Genomic DNA, 20782 nt, shown 5'->3' with positions numbered 1-20782 from the left:
TGCTATGACATCTGTAAATAAAGGAATAAACCGGCGCGATTTTTTAAAGGTTACGGCGCTAGCCGGGGGTGGCATGCTGCTCAGCTTTAGCTGGCTGACCGGGTGCAAGTCCACCCCGGAAGTTGTATCGAACCTCCCGAAAGAATGGTTTGAGCTCAACAGCTACATAAAAATTGGAGACAATGGACTAGTTACGCTATTCTCGCCTAACCCGGAATTCGGACAAAATATTAAGACCTCCCTACCAATGTTGCTCGCAGAAGAGTTGGATGTAGACTGGAAAAACGTAGTGGTTGAGCAGGCTGATTTCTCTATAAAACGGTTCGAACGCCAGTTTACTGGGGGCAGCACCTCGATACAAATGGCTTGGGAACCTTTGCGCACCGCCGGCGCAACCGCCCGCCAAATGCTGATTCAGGCCGCTGCCCAAACCTGGCAGGTACCGGCCAGTGAAATTACTACCAAAGACGGCGTTTTACACCACCAGAAGAGCAGCAAAGAAGCCGGTTACGGCGAAATGGCTTCTCAGGCCGCCAAACTGGAGGTACCCAAAGAAGTTTCCCTGAAAAAAGCAGCAGATTTTAAAATTATTGGTAAATCAAAGCGGAACGTAGAAGGCTTCAATATTGTAACCGGTAAACCCTTGTTCAGCCTGGATTACAAACACGAAGGCATGTTAATCGCCATGATTGTCCATCCGCCAGCCTTCGGTCAGAAAATAAAATCGGTAGAGGATAGTGCCGCCAAGTCCATGCCGGGCATTAAAGACGTATTTACCATCAAACTCTTTGATGAGGAGTTTGAACGCCAGGCTTTCGATATAACTTCTTTTAACCAATTGGCCGTAGTGGTGGGAAATACCACTTGGGAGGTAATGCAGACCAAAAAGGCTTTAAAAGTGGAATGGGAAAATACCAAGGAAAGCAATTTTGTAATAAATAATTTTGGCGGAGGTAAAAAAACCGTTACCGTTCCGGCTGGTTTGGAGAGCACTGCGCAGCACAAAAAGTTAATGGCCGAAATGGCGGAAAAGCCCGGAACCATTCTGCGTAAAGACGGTGACCCGGCAGGTGCCTTTAAAAAAGCAGCTAAAGTAATTGAGCGTACGTATTCGGCTCCTTTCCTGGCCCACAATACCATGGAACCCGTGAACTGTTTTGCGCACGTTACGGCAGACAAAGCGGAAATATACGGGCCCATTCAGATACCGGAATTTGTGGTGGCCGGGCTTAGTACCCGCCTGGGATTGCCTAAGGAAAAGATTCACATCCGGTTGGCCCGCATGGGCGGTGGTTTTGGGCAACGGTCTTACGGGCACCATTTGTTAGAGGCCGCCATTATTTCCCAAAAAATGAAGGCCCCGGTAAAGTTGGTGTACACCCGCGAGGATGATATGACTTATGGCATTTATCGCCCAACTTACATGGCCACCTATAAAGCCGGTTTAGATGAAAAAGGCAATCTGATTGCTTACTCCATAAAAGCCGGTGGTATTCCCGAAGGCCCTCTTGGCTGGGCGCAAAATCGTTTTCCGGCCGGTGCCGTGGATAATTACTTAGCCGAGGAGTGGGTGCTGAACTCCAACATCACGATGGGTACATTCCGGGCACCCCGGTCCAATTTCCTGGGCGGGGCCGAGCAGTCCTTCCTGGACGAAGTAGCGGAGCTGGCGGGTAAGGACCCGATAGATTTTCGCCTCGAACTTTTTGACCGGGCCAAGAACAAGCCCGTGGGAAAGGAAAACAATTACGACCCGGACCGGTATGCCGGCGTATTGAAATTGGTGCGGGACAAGTCCGACTGGAAACAAACGAAGAAAAATGTTCATCGGGGCGTTTCCGCTTACTTTTGTCATAATACTTACGTGGCCGAGGTAATTGATTTGTCGATGCAGGAAAACAAACCCGTGGTGGAAAAAGTATATGCCGCTGTTGACTGCGGGGTAGTGGTAAACCCGGATGCTGCTATCAACATGGGGCAAGGAGGAATAATTGATGGTATTGGCAATGCCCTTTATGGCGGAATGACTTTTCAGGATGGAGTGCCTCAGAAAAATAACTTCGACAAATACCGGCTAATCCGGCACAGCGAGGCGCCCAAAGCAATTGAGATTCATTTTGTAAAAAGTGAAGAAAATCCGACCGGTCTGGGCGAACCATTATTTCCACCCATTTTTGCGGCCCTGGCGAATGCATTGTACAAAGCGACAGGCAAGCGGGAATATGACCAACCTTTCCTTCAGGTTAATGAGCAACCTGTTTAAGAAAGACCATTTCTGAAAGTAAATAAATACTAAATGATTAAATTAAAATTCTTTGGCTAAGGGAGGTGAAAACTGTCATTCAGCAGGAAACTTGTTGGTTATCTGCTAGCAAGTTTCCTGCTGAATGACAGTAATGGTCTGGATTATTTTAATCATTTCATATTGACTAACATTAGTAAATAAATACTATATGAAGAAGATTTTATTTGTTCTTACTATAGCTGGGGTTTTCACGGCCTGTGGAACTAGAAATGAAAGTTCAACCGATTCGGACAGCACTACCGATGTTAGCAGCACGACGCCTCCCTCAACCACTGATAGCACCAACCCGGTAGGTGTAATGATGAGTGATACTTCTACCAGTGTAAGTGACAGTTTAAATAGCAAGAAATAACAGCTATACTTTTCCTGAGAATGTGGGCTTAAAAAGTTGGTTTATAGATTAGGTGTAAAATTCAAAATGGAATCTGATGTTCTGGCAAAACAGTTACGAGCAGCCCGTAAAGGATTAGGCTTAATCCAAAAGGATCTTGCCGGAATTATTGGTGTGACCAGGCAGGTGATTACTCGCATAGAATCTGGTACCCAAAATGTGACTATTGAAACGGTGCAAAAAATAGCTGGTGCGCTAAATTATGATTTTACGATTGAGCTGAAGGAGAAGCAAGTTGATGGAAATAAAATCTTGTACGAACGTCGCAAGCAACCTTTGCCACGTTAAACTATGAAATGACCCGGTTAAAAATTAATTATTATGGAGATTAAAAGAGTTGGTACGCAGCCTTCGCAAAAAGGTCCGGAAGATTGGTTTACCGGGACTGTTCGGATTGATTACTTGTTTCAGGCAAATGACCCGGCGCGGGCTGGCGGTACCCAGGTCACTTTCGAACCCGGAGCCCGCACCGCTTGGCACACGCATCCGCTCGGCCAGACCTTGATTGTCACGTCCGGTTGTGGTTGGGCGCAGCGCGAGGGTGGCCCCATTGAAGAAATCCGGCCCGGCGATGTTATTTGGTTTCCGCCCGGAGAGAAACATTGGCACGGCGCCACGGCCACTACCGCCATGACGCACATCGCTATTCAGGAAAGTCTTAATGGTAATCCGGTTGATTGGTTAGAAAAGGTCAGCGACGAGCAGTATAATATTTCTAAATAAAAGGCTTCAAAGCTTACGTTTCCTGTTCTAAGGGTAAGGGAAACAATTTTTTCAGTGGTATCTTTCGTTAAAATTCTAGCAAAATCAAAAATATGAATGGCATCAAAAGACGACAATTTTTGTCTCAATTATCCTTAGCCGCGGTAGGAACGGCAATCTCAAGTAAATTAAATGCTTCATCCTTTTTGATTTCCAAACCCTCCTTGGTAGAAGAATTTGTAGAAACAGAAACCAGTTATGGTAAAATTAAAGGCTATCGCACCGAGGGTGTAAACATATTTAAAGGCATTCCTTATGCCGGAAGAACTTCCGGCGAAAGACGGTTCCGACGACCAGCCAAGCTCCAGCCTTGGACGGGCGTAAGGGAGGCACTTACCCTGGGCGCACCGGCTATCCAAGCCCCCAGAAGAAATGAGCCGGAGCCATCCGAAGACTGCCTATTTCTGAATGTCTGGACCCCGGCCAACGATAATAAAAAACGACCGGTTATGTTTTACAACCATGGGGGCGGTTTTGTAATTGGTTCCGGCGGTTCTGCCGGCCAGGACGGGGCCAACTTAGCCCGCAACTTCGATGTGGTAGTAGTGGAAACGAACCACCGTTTAGGGTTATTAGGATTTTTATACCTGGATGAAATTGCCGGACCAGAGTATGCCGGCTCGGGCAATATGGGATTATTAGATATTATTGATGGTTTAAAATGGGTAAACAAAAACATCGCGCAATTTGGCGGCGATCCGAATAATGTGATGATTTGGGGTGAGTCCGGCGGTGGGGCAAAAACATCTTGTCTTTATGCGATGCCTGCGGCAGCTCCGTATTTCAATAAAGCGTCCATCGAAAGTGGTCCGGGTGTGCGCATGATGGATAAAGACACCGCGCATGAAAATACCTTGCAATTATTTAATGAATTGAATATACCGGTTAACAACTGGCAGAAGATATTAGAAGTGCCCGCTTCGGATTTATTAAATATGCAGGCAAAATTGCCGTTTGTGCCACCTTTTCAGGAAAAAAATAAAAATCAGGGAACGATGCGCCGCAATGCCGGTGGGTTTGGACCCGTGGTGGACGGCAAAGCCCTTCCCAATCACCCTTTCGACCCGGGTGCGCCGGCAATCTCAAGAAACAAGCCTTTGTTAGTGGGCTGGAACGAAGACGAATACACATTTTTTGCCTGGGAAAGAAAAGATGCCGATTCTTTTAAAATGGATTTTGAGGGTTTGCATAAAAAATTAGAACCGCAGTATGGGCCAGATACTAAAAAAATTATAGCCACTTACCGGCAAGCCCGACCCAACGCCACGGCCCCCGATATTTTTGTGGCTATTTCTTCCATCACCATGATGGGCCTGGGTTCTATAGACATTGCCGAAAAGAAAGCCAGGCAAAACGGCGCCCCGGTTTACTTATACAACTTTGGCTATAAATCAGAAAACAAAATACCGGGTACGGATTATGCCATGGGAACACCGCACGCCATGGATATTTCCTTCAAGTTTAATAATGAGGTACCCCCCAAAAATGGCGAGCCGACAAAGCCGAGTTTCTTTGGCGGAAACCGCCCTGAAAGATTTACCGCTTCCCACAACTTTGCCGAATTATGGACGACCTTTGCCCGCACGGGCAAACCCGCCGCCAAGAATGCCCCGACCTGGCCGGCTTATAATTTAAAAGACCGAGCCACCATGCGCATTGATACGGAGTTGGAAGTAATAAATAATAGGTTTAAAGAAGAAGTAGAAATGTGGCGCTCTATTGGGAAAACACTAAATTAAGCCAGTTACGGTTAGATGGTTCTTTGGCCCTGATGGGAGGGCCGGAGTAATTGCTGTTGGTAGCTACCTTCCTTCCGCCTCCTTCGGTAAACGAAGGGGATAACTAAAGCAAAGCAAACACTTAGCAAACTATGGCTACAATGTTTTGCTTTTAAGCGACTAACTGGAATATTATACGTAACTGATTAATGTAAAAGACGCAGTGATTGGCAGGGCTTTGTAATAAAATAAACCTAAAACTTATCTGATGGAAGCGCAACAAATGAATAGCGGACAAGGACAAACTAGCTTTCTTGTTTTTTCGGCATCTCTGAGAAGAGGTTCGCTTAATACAAAGTTAGCAAAATTAGCGGCCCTTGTCATTGAAAAAAATGGCGGCCAAGTAGACTTTGCCGACATGAACGAGTTTGATTGCCCTTCTTTTAACCAGGAATTGGAAGTAGACAATTACCATCCGAAAGGTGCGGAAGCGTTTCGGCAACGCATATTGGCAAACGATGCTTTCATTATTTCATCACCGGAGTATAATGGCTCTATGCCCGGGTTTCTAAAAAATGTGATAGATTGGGTTTCGCGTTTTCGCCCGCAGCCTTTCCACCAACATCATGCCTTATTAATGTCTGCATCTCCTTCTATGGCTGGCGGTAACCGGGGGCTCTGGTCCTTGCGAGTTCCCTTTGAACACCTCGGCACCAGGGTATACCCAGATATGTTTTCTTTAGCCACAGCTCAAAATGCTTTTGATGAAAATGGCAACTTAAATGATGAAACGCTGGCCAAACGCTTTGAAAATAACCTGGTAGGGTTCATGAGTTTGGTGGAAGCATCTAAACACTATCCTTGCATTAAAAAAGCTTGGGTGGAGTTTCTGGGAGAGAAAACAGCACAGGAAACCGAGCGGGTAGAGTAAAGATTCTTAAAATCAGTGTTTTTCTGCGTGTAATCGCAACTAGTATTACTTTTAACCGGGCTAGCAGGCATTTTGAAGAATGTCCGTAAGTTATTGTGCTGCTTAAGATGTATGTCGGGAATGCGCATAGGATAAGAAAGGTTGAGCGTAAGTTTAATAAGCTATAAACGTCAGCATAGCCTGACAACCATAATTCGTGCCCAAGTACCGTAACAACTGCCTGGTTGGGGTATAGATACCACCAGGCGCAAATAGGTGCCGGAGCACGTAGCCGTTAATAATCTACATTGATTCGGCTCTGCCTATAACTGCAGTCTTACCTAGAAAAACACCTGGAGTAACCGTATCTGATATATGCTAAAGCCGGTAAGCGCATTAAAGAATAATATAGCTATATTTATCAATGGCTTACCATGTAAATTTTAAAGGCGAAAAGGTAATACCTGTAGAAGAGAGTCAAACGCTGCTACACGCATCATTGGCTGCCGGTATACCTCACTACCACGCCTGCGGGGGAAAAGGACAATGCACCACTTGTCGTGTACTGGTTTTGCAAGGCCCGGAAAAGCTAACACCGGCCACCATTTATGAGCAAGCTATTAAACGGGTAAAGAAATTTCCGGATAATGTACGTCTGGCCTGCCAATCCTACGTGAGAGGGGAGGGGATAGAAATACATCGGTTGATACGCGACGAAACCGACCGTTATATTTTTATTGATAGCAATGAGGTTGACACGAAAACAGTAATGGGAGAGCAGCGCAAGCTAGCGCTTTTCTTTATTGACATCCGCAACTTTACCCCGTTTATAGAGGCTAGTCTTCCGTTCGATGTCATCCACATCATGCGCAGAATCTTCGCGCTTTTTCAGAATGCCATAACCCAGTATAATGGTGAGATCATAGACACCGCCGGAGACGGACTGTACGCCGTATTTGGGCTTGGTAGTAAAATAAAGCAAGCTGCCGAGGCGGCTGTGCTGGCTGGCCTGAAAATTATGGAAGACATTAAAATATTTAATAATACTTATATGCGCCCCTATTTTAACCATACCTTTGAGGTAGGCATTGGCGTGCATGTAGGCAAAGTAATCGTAGGAAACGTGGGTATTGGGCTAAGTAATAACCTGACTGTGATGGGCTACCCGGTAAATATTGCAGCCCGGTTACAAGCTGCCACCAAAGAACTAAACAATAGCTTTGTTATCTCAGCGCTGGCTTACCGTTTACTAAAGAACCCACCTTATGCAGTTGGTTGCAGCTACCTGAACTTGAAAGGTGTAAGTACTGCCTATGAGGTAAAACTGATAGGGAACCCTTACGAGTTAAAGCAATCAATGCCTGCACCAAGTATAACCTGATTCTCAGTCTGTATCTTCTGCTATTCGCCAATGCTCTTTTTCTGATTATGATGATCAACAATATCAATTAATTGTGGAGAGTTATTGGTACAATACTCGGCTGCGAAATGACTTAGAAGCACCACAAAATGAATCAGATTGTAATTAGCTTTTAGCTATTTCAGGTGTTATCACCTGAAAAATAAATTATTCTCATCTGCTTTCAGGTTTTACTTCCCAATACAAAACTTACTAAAAATATTATCCAGCAAGTCATCCGTAGTTATCTCGCCGGTAATCTGGCCGAGGGCATAGAGTGCTCTCCGGATATCAGCCGCTAAAAAATCGCTGCTGATGCCACTGCTGATGCCGGTAAGTACGTCGTCGAGGGCAGTGTAAGTTTGCTGGAGGTTTTCGTAGTGGCGCAGGTTAGTTACAATGGTTTGATCGCTGGTATCGAGTTGGTTGCCTCTTACTTTTTCCAGTAGGTTTTGCTTCAGGGTTTCGATGCCTTCTTTTTCAGAAGCCGATATGGCAATGGTATCGGCAATTGCGTGGTAAGCTTCTAAGCTAGCACTACCTACCGTGTCTATTTTGTTCGCAACTGCCAGCAGAGCGGTATTTTCATCCAGCGCCAAAGCTTTAATTTCCTGGTCCAACTCCTGCGACGAAGTGGTAGCAATATCAAATAAATAAATAACAAGGGAGGCTTCTTCTACTTTTTTCAGCGTGCGCTCCACGCCAATGGCTTCTACCTTGTCGGTGGTTTCGCGCAAACCGGCGGTATCGATAAACCGGAAACTGATGCCTTCTATCGAAATTTCGTCCTCTATAAAATCGCGCGTGGTACCGGCTACATCCGAAACAATAGCTTTTTCTTCGTTCAGCAACACGTTAAGCAAGGTAGATTTACCGGCATTGGGTTTACCTACAATTACCACCGGCACGCCGTGTTTGATTACATTGCCAAATTCAAACGACTTCAATAAATCCCGGATAAGTTTCTGAATATTATAAATCAAGTTTTGTAAAGCACTGCGGTCGGCAAACTCCACGTCTTCTTCGCTAAAATCCAGTTCCAGTTCTATCATAGAAGCAAAGTGAATAAGCTGCGCCCGGAGGTTTTTTATTTCCTGGGAAAAGCCGCCCCGCATTTGTTTCATGGCTACTTCGTGCGACAACCGGGAATCAGAAGCGATTAAATCCGCTACCGCTTCGGCCTGAGCTAAATCCAGTTGCCCGTTCAGGAAAGCGCGTTTAGTAAATTCGCCGGCTTGAGCCAGCCGGGCGCCGTGCTGCAGCGTAAGCCGGATAATTTGTTCTACAATATAATCGGAGCCGTGGCAGGAAATTTCTACTACGTTTTCTTTGGTGTAGGAGTGGGGTGCCTTAAACAGCGAAACTACTACTTCGTCCAGCACCCGGCCGTTGTCGCGGATGGTGCCAAAGTGCAAGGTGTGTGAGGATTGCTGATCCAGGTTTTTGCCATGGAATATTTTATTTGTAATATTTATTGCTTCGGGGCCCGATAAACGAACAACGGCAATAGCGCCTTTGCCGGAAGCTGTAGCCAAAGCAACAATCGTGTCAGGAGAATTAGTAGAATAATACAAGAACTTAGTTTTATTTTTTAGCCGCTGCGGCCGTGTATTCCTGAAAAGTTTTTTTCTTGTAATGGTTTTCCCCGAAATAAATTAATATTTCTTTAAAAGCCGGCACATCGAGGTAACCGGGAACCGGCGCCAGTATTTTCATTTGCTCGTCGAGGTAAACCGTAGACGGGTAACTCATCTGACCACTCAGCAAAGTAATTGCCACCTCATGCGACCGGTATTGCGCATTGTAATTATAGGTTTTACCATTAATGGTAATGGGCTTTTTACCCTCAGCATCGAGTTTTACCGCGTAAAAATTTTTATTTACATAATCGGCAACCTCCGGATTCGAAAAAGTACTCTGGTCCATTTTCCGGCACCAGCCGCACCAATCGGTGTAAACATCTATTACCATTTTACGGGGCTCTTTTTTATTCAGAGCAGCCGCTTCCTCCAAGGTTAACCAATTTATTTTTCCTTTTTTCGGAGGCTTACTTGTAAAGCTGCCCAGTAGCAGGAGCAGGCAAAATAAACCCGTAAAAGCTCGCAGCGAAAAGTTTTTCATTATTTTAATTATAATTCAATATTTTAAAGCTGAATACCGCAGCCTAAAAAAATAATCCTTCTGTAAAATTAAATTAGTTTATAAATTAATCTAATTCACTTATGTCATTCAGGCGGAAACTTGTTTGCAGGTTACTAACAAGTTTCCGCCTGAATGACAGAGATGGGGTCCAGCGTCTGAAAAATTTAGCAGGCAAATATTGGGCTATATTTGGTTGCATCATTATCCCATCGCTGATATTATTAACGTAAACTGATCCTAGTCACTAACGAATAATATTTCTAAACTAACGTAAAGCTTTTCTCTTTGAACAAGATTTAAGCCACTAATATTTTAATTTCCTCAAATAATTAAAACCGGAATTTTTACGGTATGCCGCACAGCATCAATAGTGGTTCCGAAAATTGCGTCTTTCATCATGCGGTGGCCGTGCGAGCCCATTACTAATAAATCAGCTTTAAAACTTTTTACCAAAGTCGGAATGCGGCGTTTTGGGTTGCCAAAGCCTAATTCCACCGAAACCCGAAAACCTTGCTGCCTTAGTTCGGTGGCATATTGCTGCAAATGGCTGGAGTCGGTTTTTGTTTCTAAATCGTGGGTTTGGTTGCCGAATACGTGCGCACCTACCGTTTCTACCACATGAATTAACAAATATTCTGCTTCTTTGGTGCCAATGGCCAACGCGCTGTTAATTACGTTTTCGTCTACTTTAGAAAAATCGAGGCTAATAGCAATTCGGCGGTAAGCCGGTTTTTCCTGGTGCTGGTAAGGTAACGTGGGTGCAACACCCGCCAAATTCCGGCTCATAACCTTGGAAACAAGCGGCTGAAAAGTTATATACAACAGCAACAGGAAGGCGGCTAAAATGGCAGGAACAACCAACAGCCAAATAAGCATAGGATTGGAACTGGTTGTAACCCATTCCATCACCTGGTCGAATACCAATTTGGCGTTAAGAATAACAATGGTGGTAGCAATTACCCAGGCGGCCAGGCGGGTTTTCAGCCCAATGACAAATTCGCCCATCTTGTATTTATTGCTTACAAAATGAATAAGCGGTATTACGGCAAAGCCCAATTGTAAGCTTAAAACAACCTGACTAAATATTAATAAACGCCCGGTTTCGTCTTCGCCGTAATATAAAATAACAAAGAAGGCCGGAATTACAGCAATTAAACGGGTAATCATGCGGCGTAACCAGGGCTGTATGCGCAGGTTTAAATAACCTTCCATCACAATTTGCCCGGCCAGCGTACCGGTTAGGGTAGAACTTTGGCCGGCCGCAATCAGAGCTACCGCAAATAAAATAGGTGCCCATTCGGTGCCCAGCATGGGGGCCAGAAACTGGTGGGCGTCTTTTATTTCGGAAACGTTCACGTGGCCGTTGCGGTAAAAGGCCGATGCTGCCAGAATAAGAATAGCTGCGTTTACAAAAAATGCCAGGTTTAAGGCTATGGCCGAATCAATAAAATTAAATTTAAGCGCCCGTCGAATACCTAAAGCGCTGCGTTCAAACTTACGACTCTGTACCAGCGACGAATGCAAATACAAATTATGCGGCATTACCGTTGCCCCAATAATACCAATAGCAATATACAAAGCTTCATTATTCGGGATGGTCGGAATAAAGCCCTGCACCAAAGCACCCATATCGGGTTTGGCAAATATCATTTCCATAACAAAGGCAAACCCGATAATACTCACTAATGCTAGAATAAACGCCTCCATTTTGCGCATGCCCTGGTTTATCAGAAACAATAACAAGAAGGTATCGAGTACGGTAATGGTAACGCCCCACAGCAGCGGAATGCCAAATAACAATTGCAAGCCAATGGCCATGCCCAGCACCTCGGCTAAATCGCAAGCCGCAATGGCAATCTCGGCCAGGAAATAAAGCGGTATATTAATAAATTTAGGGTACGTTTCGCGGGAAGCCTGGGCCAAATCTAAACCCCTGACTACGCCTAATCGGGCACTTAAACTTTGCAGTAGCAATGCCATAATGTTCGACATCAGCAAAACCCAGATTAATTTGTAGCCGAACTGGCTGCCACCGGCAATATCGGTAGCCCAGTTGCCGGGGTCCATGTAACCCACACTAACCAGGTAGGCTGGCCCCATAAACGAAAGCAGCTTTCTGAAAAAACCTTTCTGAACTGTAGTATCTACCGAAGCATTAACTTCCTCGAGCGATTTACTACCAACATTTGTCCGGTTAAGCATGGTGTTTAACTTGTGTAATATTTTGGTACAATGCAGTCCTTGCTCAGGCCGATATAAAAATATTTTTGGAAACTTCGGCGGATATCAAAACGCTTTTATTATCTTCTATACTTACTTCCATCGACTTATCGTATTCTACCTTGTCCAGCACCTGTAAGCGGGCTCCCAGGTAAATACCTATTTTATTCAGGTGCTGCAAAAAGGCTGGTTGGGTATCTTTTACGCCTACTACTACGCCGCTTTCGTTTATTTCCAGGTCGGCAGCCAGCCTTTGCTGATTTTGGTTTATTTCTCCTTTTTCGTTCGGAATTGGGTCGCCGTGCGGATCTTGCTTCGGAAATCCTAAATATTCGTCGAGACGCTGAATGAGTAACGGACTTTGAATGTGTTCCATTTGTTCGGCCACCTCGTGTACTTCGTCCCAGCTAAAGTTTAATTTTTTTACTAAGAAAACTTCCCAAAGCCGGTGCTTCCGAATAATCTGCAAAGCTTTTTTGTTGCCTTCGGGGGTGAGGAAAACACCCCGGTACTTCACATAATGAATTATATTTTTACTGCTTAGTTTTTTGAGCATATCGCTCACCGAAGCCGGCTTGGTTTGCAGCACTTCCGCAATAGCATTTGTATTTACCGCATCTTTCCCGTCGGTAGAAAGTTTATAAATGGTTTTAATGTAATTTTCTTCGGTATAGCTATGCACTTCGCAATTATCAGTTAACAGTTATCAATGAAAAGTTAAAGCTTAATCTAAAGTGGATATCATTTGCCATTGTACTTTCAGCTATTTTCAATTTTAAAGAAGAACTTAAGGTCAAATTATTAACAATCAGTCAACATCGAAGCCAGGTGGAAGCCTGTTACTTCTAACGGCTCACTGGTTACTGCTAACTGTAAATTTACCACCTGATAAGGGCGGAAGCCCAGGTAAAGCCACTGCCAAAGGCAGCCAGGCATACCAGATCGCCTGGTTTTATTTTGCCCTGCTCCACAGCTTCGCTTAAAGCAATGGGCACCGAAGCGGCTGTGGTATTGCCGTACCGTTGAATATTGCTAAAGACCTTTTCGGCGGGCAAACCCATTTTCTGCTGAATAAAGCTGGTAATCCGCAAATTGGCTTGGTGCGGAATCAGCATATCAATGTCGGTTGCCTGTAAATTATTGTGCGCCAAAGCCTCGTTTATTACCTCCGGAAAATGAACTACCGCATTTTTGAAAACAGTTTGCCCGTTCATATAAGGATAAATAGAACCGTTATCAATCATGTCGTGCGTGAGTCTTTCCTTGGCATTGCTGGTGGGGAAGGTGCAGGCTAGTTCTTCAGCCAGTTCGCCGTCGGCGTGCAGGTGCGTCGATAGTATACCGCGGTCTTCCGACTCGGATGGCGACAAAACTACTGCTCCGGCACCATCGCCGAATATTACCGATACGGCCCGACCACGATCGGTAAAATCCAGACCCGAAGAATGAATTTCGGAACCAATGACCAGTACATGGTTGTACATACCGGTTTTAATAAACTGGTCGCCGACCGAAAGCGCATAAACAAAGCCCGAACATTGGTTACGTACGTCTAAAGCCGGAATATTTTTCAGACCTAATTCCCGCTGCACCAAAACACCGGAACCCGGAAAAACATAATCGGGACTCAACGTAGCAAAAATAATCAGGTCTAAATTGCTAGGTTCCAACCCGGCCATTTCCAGCGCTTTTCGCGCGGCTTTAGTACCCATGTTGGCCGTGGTGTCGGTGCCTTCCTGAAAATACCGTCGTTCCTGAATGCCAGTCCTTTCGATGATCCATTCGTTAGAGGTAGCCATGATTTTTTCCAAATCATAGTTAGTAACCACCCGTTCGGGTACATAGTGGCCTACGCCAGAAATTTTAGCACGTCTCATATTATTTTGGTTTATGAGAACAAATATAGAAAATTTAAATCTAAATTTAGGCTAACCTAAAAATTATTTTAAGAAGTGTTGAAACAAATACGTTAAACATGTAATATAGTTTTAACCCAATTAAAGAGTTTTTCCTCTTCGGATTGCCAGAAGACTTCGGTTAAAGTGGTGTTTCGATAAAAGATTTGGCTGCGTAAAGTTTCGTAAATAGCTGGTGCATCCATATTCCCGAAATCAATGGCTAAGCCGGCGCTGTATTTTTGAATAAATGTTTCCCAAAGCGGGTTTTGCTGAATAATTACGGGCAGGGCATTGCCTAAATATTCGAATAATTTGGTAGGCACACAGTTAAAGGTGCTGGGATGCGGCTGGTACGGTAAAAGGCCCACGTGACTCTTCTTGATGGCAGCTAATATTTCCGGGTGCGGCACCAGGTAATCTCCTCCAATTAAGGTAATGGCAGCTTTGCCGGCAATGCAGGCTTTTAGTTTGGCTAAAACTGCGGGCTGCGGACAATAACCTATAATCGTGAGTTTAAAGATTGGGGCTATCCGGTTCAGGGCTTCTACTAAATGAATAGACCGGAAAACTCCGTACAATTCCGAAATAGTGCCGCTGTAAAGTAATTGAATATTATCAGGTGGTAATTGCCGGCCCGGAAATGGCACTTTTTGGTTTGATTCTTCTGAATCTGGCCAATATTTATTCTGCAGTATAAGAAATTTATTCTTTAGGAAAGGAAGTTCGGCGGCATAGCTGCTTTCAGCCAGAAAATAATAATCTATAAACGGTGCCGTAAAGCGCTCGGTCAGGCGAATGGTATTGGCCAGGAAACGGCTGAGTACAGGAGAATAGGTGCCCTGCGTGGTTAGGTTAAGGTAATAATTTTCCTGGACATCGTAAATGAGCCGGCATGGCCGGAAAAGCTTGTAAACCAAAGCTGCCAGCAGCAGTTCGTGGGTACCTACAATTAAAACCTGAGGCGCTATTTGCCACCATAATTTAAAAGAAAGCCAGGAAACTTTTAAACGGTCTATTCCCAGACGCTTAAACCGGAAAAGCGGGTGAAAATGAATATTAGCAGGAGCGGGTGGGATAAAGGCCGTGTAACCCGAAATAAGTATTTGGGTGTGGGGCAGTTTGGCTAAGGAAAGACCCAGTTTCCGGAACATGCGGGAGTCGTTGATAGGTTTTAAGACCGATGCCAGCAGAATTCTAGTTTCTTTCATTAAGGTAAAACTACTACTTTTACGGCTTAAACCTATGTAACCGGTATTAAACCAAACCTAAATATGACGCTGCAACAAACGATAGAACAAGCCTGGGAAGATCGTTCCTTATTACAACAAGTTCAAACCACCGAAGCCATCCGGAGTGTTATTGCCGATTTGGATAAAGGCCTGATTCGGGTAGCCGAGCCTTATGGTGAAAACTGGAAAGTTAACGAATGGGTAAAAAAAGCAGTTTTAATGTATTTCCCGATTCAGAAAATGGAAACCATTAAAACCGGTCCTTTCGAGTTTCACGATAAAATTGCTTTAAAAGAAAATTACGCCGAATTAGGGGTACGGGTAGTACCGCACGCGATTGCCCGTTACGGTGCCTTTTTAGCGCCAGGCGTAATTATGATGCCTTCTTACGTAAATATTGGCGCTTACGTAGATTCCGGAACCATGGTAGATACCTGGGCCACGGTAGGCAGTTGCGCCCAAGTTGGTAAAAACGTACACCTGAGCGGCGGCGTAGGTTTAGGTGGCGTGCTGGAACCCGTACAAGCCGCGCCGGTTATTGTGGAAGATGGCGCTTTTATTGGCTCCAGAAGTATTCTGGTGGAAGGCTGCCGCATTGGTAAAGAAGCCGTAATTGGGGCCGGCGTAACCATAACCGGCAGCTCTAAAATTATTGACATCACCGGTTCAGCGCCCAAAGAATACAAAGGGTATGTACCACCCCGTTCGGTAGTTATTCCGGGTTCATACACCAAAAAATTTCCGGCCGGCGATTTCCAGGTGCCTTGCGCCCTCATTATTGGCCAACGGAAAGAAAGCACCGACCTGAAAACTTCCCTCAACGATGCCTTACGCGAGAATGCCGTAGCCGTTTAATTTCGTGATTCGATTATTGGATGTTCGATATTCGAGTTTCGTTATTTGAATGTTTGATTTTTGAATGTTCGATTTCTGATTTTGTAAATGAATAATTGTTTGAAACTGGTGGCAAATTTATTAAGATAAGTCGCTGAAAAACTAAAAGCCAAGAAGAAAGCCGCTGATAAGGACACATTACCTTACCAGCGGCTTTTGGGTTTTAAGAATTACTGTAATATTTCTAAATCACTAAACGAGACAATCGAATATCGAACCTCGAATATCTAAAAATCGAATAACGAACAACGATTAACGAATTTACGGAAGGGCAAAGGCTATAATAGTATCACCGGCTTTGGTACCCATTTTAGCCCCGCCAGCGGAAATAACGACGTATTGTTTGCCATTGACCTGGTAGGTAGCCGGGGTAGCATAGCCACCGGCCGGCAACGTGGTCTCCCAAAGAATTTTACCGGTTTTTTTATCAAAAGCTCTAAACTTCTCATCCTTAGTAGCGCCAATAAATACCAGACCACCGGCGGTAACGATGGGACCGCCGTAATTTTCGGTGCCCGTAGGCGGAATACCTTTCCGGGTGAGTTCGGCAAATTCGCCCAGCGGTACCTGCCATAAATATTCCCCGGTATTCAAATCAAGAGCGTTTAAAGTACCCCAGGGCGGCTTAACAGCCGGGTAACCTTGCTGGTCGAGGAAGCGATGATAACCGGTGTGGGCGTAAGGCAATTGCGGAGTTTTTTCGGATACTGCCATATTTTGTTTCGGTTCGGCTCCTGCTTTTTTATCCGGATTAACGATGAAATCTACAATTTCCTGCCGTTCTTTTTCGGGTAAATGCCCAAACGCCGGCATCCGGCCCCGTCCATTTTTTACAGTTAATTCAATGTCGCGGCGGCTTAACCGATCCTGTATTTGCACCAACGATGGATAACTGTGCTGGTCGCCCAACCGGTCAGGGCCATGGCAGGAAGCGCAATGCTGGCGATATAACTGCGCCCCGGCCGATAGTTTTTCTGCACTTTTAGATTTAGCATCTACCATGGTCAGTATCCAGGGCATCTCGTTCGAATTGATGTATAAAATATTACCCTGCGGATCAAAAGCATTACCTCCCCATTCGGCGCCGCCGTCGAATCCCGGAAAAATTACCGTTCCTTCTTTACTGGGCGGGATAAAAGGCCGGCCGGATTTTACCTTTTTAAACCGTTCGGCTACATGGGCGTGCGCCTCCGGCGAAATATTTGTAATATCAGCCTCGGTAAAGGTTTGGCGGGCGAAAGGCGCTGGTTTTAACGGAAAAGGCTGCGTAGGCCAGGCCGCCTCGCCCGGTAAATCCGAAGCGGGTACCGGCCGCTCTTCCACCGGGAACAAGGGCTTACCGGTTTCCCTGTCCAGCAGAAAAATGAAACCGGATTTAGTAGCCTGCGCGACGGCATCAATTTTTTTACCACGGTGGTTTACGGTTACCAGATTAGGCTGGCAGGGCAAATCCCGGTCCCAGAGATCGTGGTGTACCGTTTGGTAGTGCCATACGCGCTCACCGGTAGCGGCTTTTAAAGCAATTATACAATTTGCAAATAAATTCTGACCCGGCCGGTTGCCCCCGTAAAAATCGAAAGAGGCCGAACCGGTTGGTAAAAACACCAAACCCCTTTTTTCGTCGAGGCTCATGCCGCTCCACACATTGGCGCCACCTATCTTCTCCCACACATCTGCGGGCCAGGTATCATAACCCAATTCGCCGGGTTGCGGTATGGTCCGGAAAACCCAGGCAATAGCGCCCGTCCGGATGTCGTAAGCCCGTATAAAACCCGGTGCAGCATCGGCATTCTCCGAAACCCGTGAACCCAGAATGAGAAGATTTTGAAAAACAATGCCCGGCGTAGTACTGATAATATAAAAACCTTTCAGGTCCCGGCCTAAACCTTCGTAAAGACTTACCTGCCCATTATTTCCAAAGGACGTAATGGGTTGACCTGTTTGGGCATTAAGGGCATATAGTACCGGACCGGCCGTAAACAATATTCTTTTGTCGGAGCCATTTTCCCAGTAAGTTACGCCCCGGTTGGCATGTAAGGTTGGGTCTTTGTGCTGGAACGGATCAAATTGCCAGCGCAAGGTGCCGGTAGCTGCATCCAAGGCCAGAACTTTTAATTTTGGCGAGGTTGTATATAAAACCCCGTTTTTAATAATGGGGTGGCTCTGCATTTCGGTGCCTTTGCCGGTGTTGTCGCCGGTATGGTAAGTCCAGGCTACTTGCAGGCGGCTTACATTTTGGGTGTTTATCTGGTTTAAGCCCGAGTAGCGGTTACCCTGGGCGTTGCCGCCGTAAACTGGCCATTCTTTTTCCTGTCCCACGCGCCCCGGTACCTGATTCGCCTTCTGATTTATTTGGGTACAGCCACCCAAGGCAGCTAAGCAAATAAACAGCGATTTAAAGTAAGTTGATTTCTTCATGCTAAAATTCATCGCAGCCATAAATATCTATCTTCTGAATTGTTCGGCTACTAGTAAATCTTTGCTGCCGGCGGTGTAGGTATAAAAGCCCTTGCCCGATTTAACCCCCAGGTGCCCGGCCTGAACCATATTTACCAGCAAAGGGCACGGAGCGTATTTAGGATGACCAAATCCATCCTGCATCACTTTCAAAATAAATAAACAAACATCCAATCCAATAAAATCAGCTAGTTGCAGCGGCCCCATTGGGTGCGCCATGCCTAATTTCATAACGGTGTCAATTTCTTCCACGCCGGCTACGCCTTCGTACAGGGCATAAATGGCTTCATTCAGCATGGGCATTAAAATGCGGTTGGCAATAAAGCCCGGATAATCGTTTACTTCGGTCGGCATTTTACCTAATTTTTTTGCCAAATCCATTACGGTAGCCGTTACTTCCGGTGAGGTGGCGTAGCCGCGGATTACCTCTACCAGTTTCATAATAGGAACCGGGTTCATAAAATGCATACCAATTACCTGACCGGGGCGATTGGTGGCCGCAGCAATCCGGGTGATGGATATAGAAGAAGTATTAGAGGCCAGAATAGCCTCGGGCGGGGTAAAAGCCTCTAAGTCCTTAAATATTTTCAGTTTTAAATCCGCATTTTCGGTGGCGGCTTCCACTACCACATCTGCCGTAGCAACGCCGGTTTTCAGGTCGGTAAAAGTTTGGATATTGGCAAGGGTAGATTTTTTTTCGACTTCGGTCAGGGTGCCTTTCGTCATCAGCCGGTCCAGATTTTTAGCAATGGTAGCCAAAGCACTTTCCAGGGCTGGGGCCGAAACATCAATTAAAGCTACGTTAAAATCATGCTGCGCAAACACGTGGGCGATGCCATTGCCCATGGTGCCGGCACCAATTACGGAAATATTTTTCACCATATTTTTTTCTTACGTACCAGTTTAAGTACGCCGCTCTAAATTTATAGATTTTAAGGTATCCGGCAGCAAAACCTGTTCTGAAATATTGAGTATATAGGGGTGGATAACTCGTATATTTATGCCAGTTTTTTCAAGCTTTTTGTAAAAAGAAATAAAAAAAATATACCTATATAAATCTTTTGGAATATAACTGCGTAAATAGGAAAAATTAAAAATTGAAGTCTCTGGAAAAACAAGGGTAGCTGATTAAAAGCTTGTTTTTAAAGGGGTTTTAAAAAAAATTAACAATTTAGATATTCGTCCTTATATTAAAAAAAACAAACTATGGGAAACATGCTTTATATTATTGCAGTAGTATTAATTATACTATGGCTAATCGGATTTCTTGGATTTCCAAACCAGGTAGGTGGCATTATTCACATCTTGCTGGTAATAGCCGTTATTGCCATTATTCTCCGGCTAATCCGCAGCGCTTAACTTTCGATTTTAGACTTAAACCTTGAACTTAAACTTTGATCTTTAAACAATTAAAACTATGGGAAATTTATTGTATATTATTGCAGTTGTGTTAATTATTCTTTGGTTAATTGGTTTCTTAGGATTTGGTGACACTGTTGGTGGCATCATCCATATTTTACTGGTTATTGCCGTTATTGCCATTATTTTAAGATTAATTCGCGGAGCTGCTTAAATAGCCAGTTATAAAATAATTAATAAACAGAAAGAGCGCCCGCAAGGCGCTCTTTCTGTTTATTAATTATCTAGCTTCAACCGGAATATTTATTTACTGTGAAAGGTAAGTACAGTAAGCTATTTTAAATTATAGATAAAACCAGCCCGTAAAATAGGCCGCGAATTTCGCACGCCGTTAGAGTTGGCAATATTAAACAGCAAATACAAGTCAAAACCGAAACGGTCCGAAGCCATTTGCCGGTAGCCGGCTCCGGCCAGCGTAGATTGAATATTTTGGCGGCTATCCGGTGTAATCCGGCCCGACGAATCATAGCCTTGGGTATTTAATATTTGGTGTTCGGCGTGCAGGAAAAATGCTTTGTAAAGAATAACCTGCGTAAAAGCTTTAGCACCGTAATCGCTGAAAGACCTGCCCCCTAAATTATAATAATTATAAACTATACCGGGGCCCAGCGCAAAACGCTTGGTGATGCGGTAACCCAGAATAGGAGAGGCGCCAATATTAAAAAAGTTGCCGTAGTAAGAATTGCTGCTGAATCCTAAATCGCCGCTGCCGCCGATAAATAGTTTTTCGCGGATGCTGGGTCTTTCTGTTACCGGTTCTTCTTTTTCTTCGGGTTCAGGTTCGGGTTGCGGTTGAGGCGGTGGCACTGGCCGGTTGGGTTGGGTAACCGGGGCTTGCGGCTGCGCCGGAACGGCCGGCGGACTGGTATCTAGCTGCGGTTTTTGCTGGGTACTATCTCTTTCCTGGGCCACTGCCGTAGCCCAGGTACCCCAAAAAAAGAAAACCAGAAGAACAGCCCAACGGCTGAATTTGTTAGTATGGGTCGGCAGCATTTCTGCGGAATTTAAGTTTAATACCAAAACGATTTACCTGACCTA

The 20782-nt window shown here is 45.0% G+C and carries 18 protein-coding genes; 9 read left to right on the top strand and 9 right to left on the bottom strand.

Going from position 1 to position 20782, the window contains the following annotated elements:
* Window positions 1-4: 4 nt before the first annotated feature.
* The 6 genes from AAE02nite_RS06965 (at window position 5) to AAE02nite_RS06940 (ending at window position 7467) form a co-directional block, all read left to right on the top strand.
* Window positions 5-2263: a xanthine dehydrogenase family protein molybdopterin-binding subunit gene (locus AAE02nite_RS06965; RefSeq protein WP_146896343.1), complete on the top strand. Its 2259-nt coding sequence runs from the start codon at window positions 5-7 to the stop codon at window positions 2261-2263.
* Window positions 2264-2723: 460 nt separating this feature from the next.
* Window positions 2724-2984, top strand: a complete 261-nt coding sequence (locus AAE02nite_RS06960) for a helix-turn-helix domain-containing protein (RefSeq protein ID WP_146896341.1) — start codon at window positions 2724-2726, stop codon at window positions 2982-2984.
* A 33-nt stretch (window positions 2985-3017) separates the two neighbouring features.
* Entirely contained in the window at window positions 3018-3419 is a 402-nt protein-coding gene (locus tag AAE02nite_RS06955; protein ID WP_146896339.1) for a (R)-mandelonitrile lyase, read from the top strand.
* Window positions 3420-3604: 185 nt separating this feature from the next.
* Window positions 3605-5197, top strand: coding sequence for a carboxylesterase/lipase family protein (locus AAE02nite_RS06950; RefSeq protein WP_246150845.1), 1593 nt, complete (start codon window positions 3605-3607; stop codon window positions 5195-5197).
* Window positions 5198-5444: 247 nt separating this feature from the next.
* Complete coding sequence (locus AAE02nite_RS06945) at window positions 5445-6107, top strand: NADPH-dependent FMN reductase (protein ID WP_246150843.1); 663 nt, start codon at window positions 5445-5447, stop codon at window positions 6105-6107.
* 403 nt (window positions 6108-6510) lie between these two features.
* Window positions 6511-7467 (top strand): adenylate/guanylate cyclase domain-containing protein, encoded by a 957-nt coding sequence (locus AAE02nite_RS06940; RefSeq protein ID WP_146896335.1) that lies wholly within the window; start codon window positions 6511-6513, stop codon window positions 7465-7467.
* Between the two features lie 209 nt (window positions 7468-7676).
* On the opposite strand, the gene mnmE is transcribed toward AAE02nite_RS06940, so the two are convergent.
* The 6 genes from mnmE to AAE02nite_RS06910 all read right to left on the bottom strand — a co-directional run bounded on the left by mnmE (window position 7677) and on the right by AAE02nite_RS06910 (window position 14953).
* On the bottom strand, window positions 7677-9059 hold the full coding sequence (gene mnmE / locus AAE02nite_RS06935) for a tRNA uridine-5-carboxymethylaminomethyl(34) synthesis GTPase MnmE (RefSeq protein WP_146896333.1): 1383 nt from the start codon (window positions 9057-9059) through the stop codon (window positions 7677-7679).
* A gap of 10 nt (window positions 9060-9069) precedes the next feature.
* Complete coding sequence (locus AAE02nite_RS06930) at window positions 9070-9606, bottom strand: thioredoxin family protein (protein WP_146896331.1); 537 nt, start codon at window positions 9604-9606, stop codon at window positions 9070-9072.
* Between the two features lie 342 nt (window positions 9607-9948).
* Window positions 9949-11829: an Nramp family divalent metal transporter gene (locus AAE02nite_RS06925; RefSeq protein ID WP_146896329.1), complete on the bottom strand. Its 1881-nt coding sequence runs from the start codon at window positions 11827-11829 to the stop codon at window positions 9949-9951.
* Window positions 11830-11872: 43 nt separating this feature from the next.
* Window positions 11873-12529, bottom strand: a complete 657-nt coding sequence (locus AAE02nite_RS06920; RefSeq protein WP_146896327.1) for a metal-dependent transcriptional regulator — start codon at window positions 12527-12529, stop codon at window positions 11873-11875.
* Window positions 12530-12725: 196 nt separating this feature from the next.
* On the bottom strand, window positions 12726-13724 hold the full coding sequence (locus AAE02nite_RS06915; protein ID WP_146896325.1) for a 3-oxoacyl-ACP synthase III family protein: 999 nt from the start codon (window positions 13722-13724) through the stop codon (window positions 12726-12728).
* Between the two features lie 92 nt (window positions 13725-13816).
* Window positions 13817-14953, bottom strand: coding sequence for a glycosyltransferase family protein (locus tag AAE02nite_RS06910; RefSeq protein ID WP_146896323.1), 1137 nt, complete (start codon window positions 14951-14953; stop codon window positions 13817-13819).
* Window positions 14954-15016: 63 nt separating this feature from the next.
* Between AAE02nite_RS06910 and AAE02nite_RS06905 the strand changes: the two genes are divergently transcribed.
* Window positions 15017-15829, top strand: a complete 813-nt coding sequence (locus AAE02nite_RS06905; RefSeq protein ID WP_146896321.1) for a 2,3,4,5-tetrahydropyridine-2,6-dicarboxylate N-succinyltransferase — start codon at window positions 15017-15019, stop codon at window positions 15827-15829.
* 300 nt (window positions 15830-16129) lie between these two features.
* Here AAE02nite_RS06905 and AAE02nite_RS06900 read toward each other — a convergent pair whose 3' ends face one another.
* Window positions 16130-18298, bottom strand: coding sequence for a pyrroloquinoline quinone-dependent dehydrogenase (locus AAE02nite_RS06900; RefSeq protein ID WP_371863461.1), 2169 nt, complete (start codon window positions 18296-18298; stop codon window positions 16130-16132).
* Between the two features lie 15 nt (window positions 18299-18313).
* Window positions 18314-19204 (bottom strand): 3-hydroxyacyl-CoA dehydrogenase family protein, encoded by an 891-nt coding sequence (locus AAE02nite_RS06895; protein ID WP_146896432.1) that lies wholly within the window; start codon window positions 19202-19204, stop codon window positions 18314-18316.
* Between the two features lie 327 nt (window positions 19205-19531).
* Between AAE02nite_RS06895 and AAE02nite_RS06890 the strand changes: the two genes are divergently transcribed.
* Both AAE02nite_RS06890 and AAE02nite_RS06885 read left to right on the top strand, forming a co-directional pair.
* Window positions 19532-19684: a lmo0937 family membrane protein gene (locus tag AAE02nite_RS06890; protein ID WP_146896319.1), complete on the top strand. Its 153-nt coding sequence runs from the start codon at window positions 19532-19534 to the stop codon at window positions 19682-19684.
* Between the two features lie 58 nt (window positions 19685-19742).
* Window positions 19743-19898 carry a lmo0937 family membrane protein gene (locus AAE02nite_RS06885; protein ID WP_146896317.1) on the top strand — a complete coding sequence of 52 codons (156 nt, stop codon included), beginning with the start codon at window positions 19743-19745 and terminating at the stop codon, window positions 19896-19898.
* Window positions 19899-20017: 119 nt separating this feature from the next.
* Here AAE02nite_RS06885 and AAE02nite_RS06880 read toward each other — a convergent pair whose 3' ends face one another.
* Window positions 20018-20737 (bottom strand): hypothetical protein, encoded by a 720-nt coding sequence (locus AAE02nite_RS06880; protein ID WP_146896315.1) that lies wholly within the window; start codon window positions 20735-20737, stop codon window positions 20018-20020.
* Between the last annotated feature and the right edge of the window lie 45 nt (window positions 20738-20782).

Source organism: Adhaeribacter aerolatus, from assembly GCF_007991635.1.
GTDB classification, from domain to species: domain Bacteria; phylum Bacteroidota; class Bacteroidia; order Cytophagales; family Hymenobacteraceae; genus Adhaeribacter; species Adhaeribacter aerolatus.
Note: the sequence above shows the minus strand (reverse complement) of the source record. Positions and strands in the feature narration are given on the sequence as shown.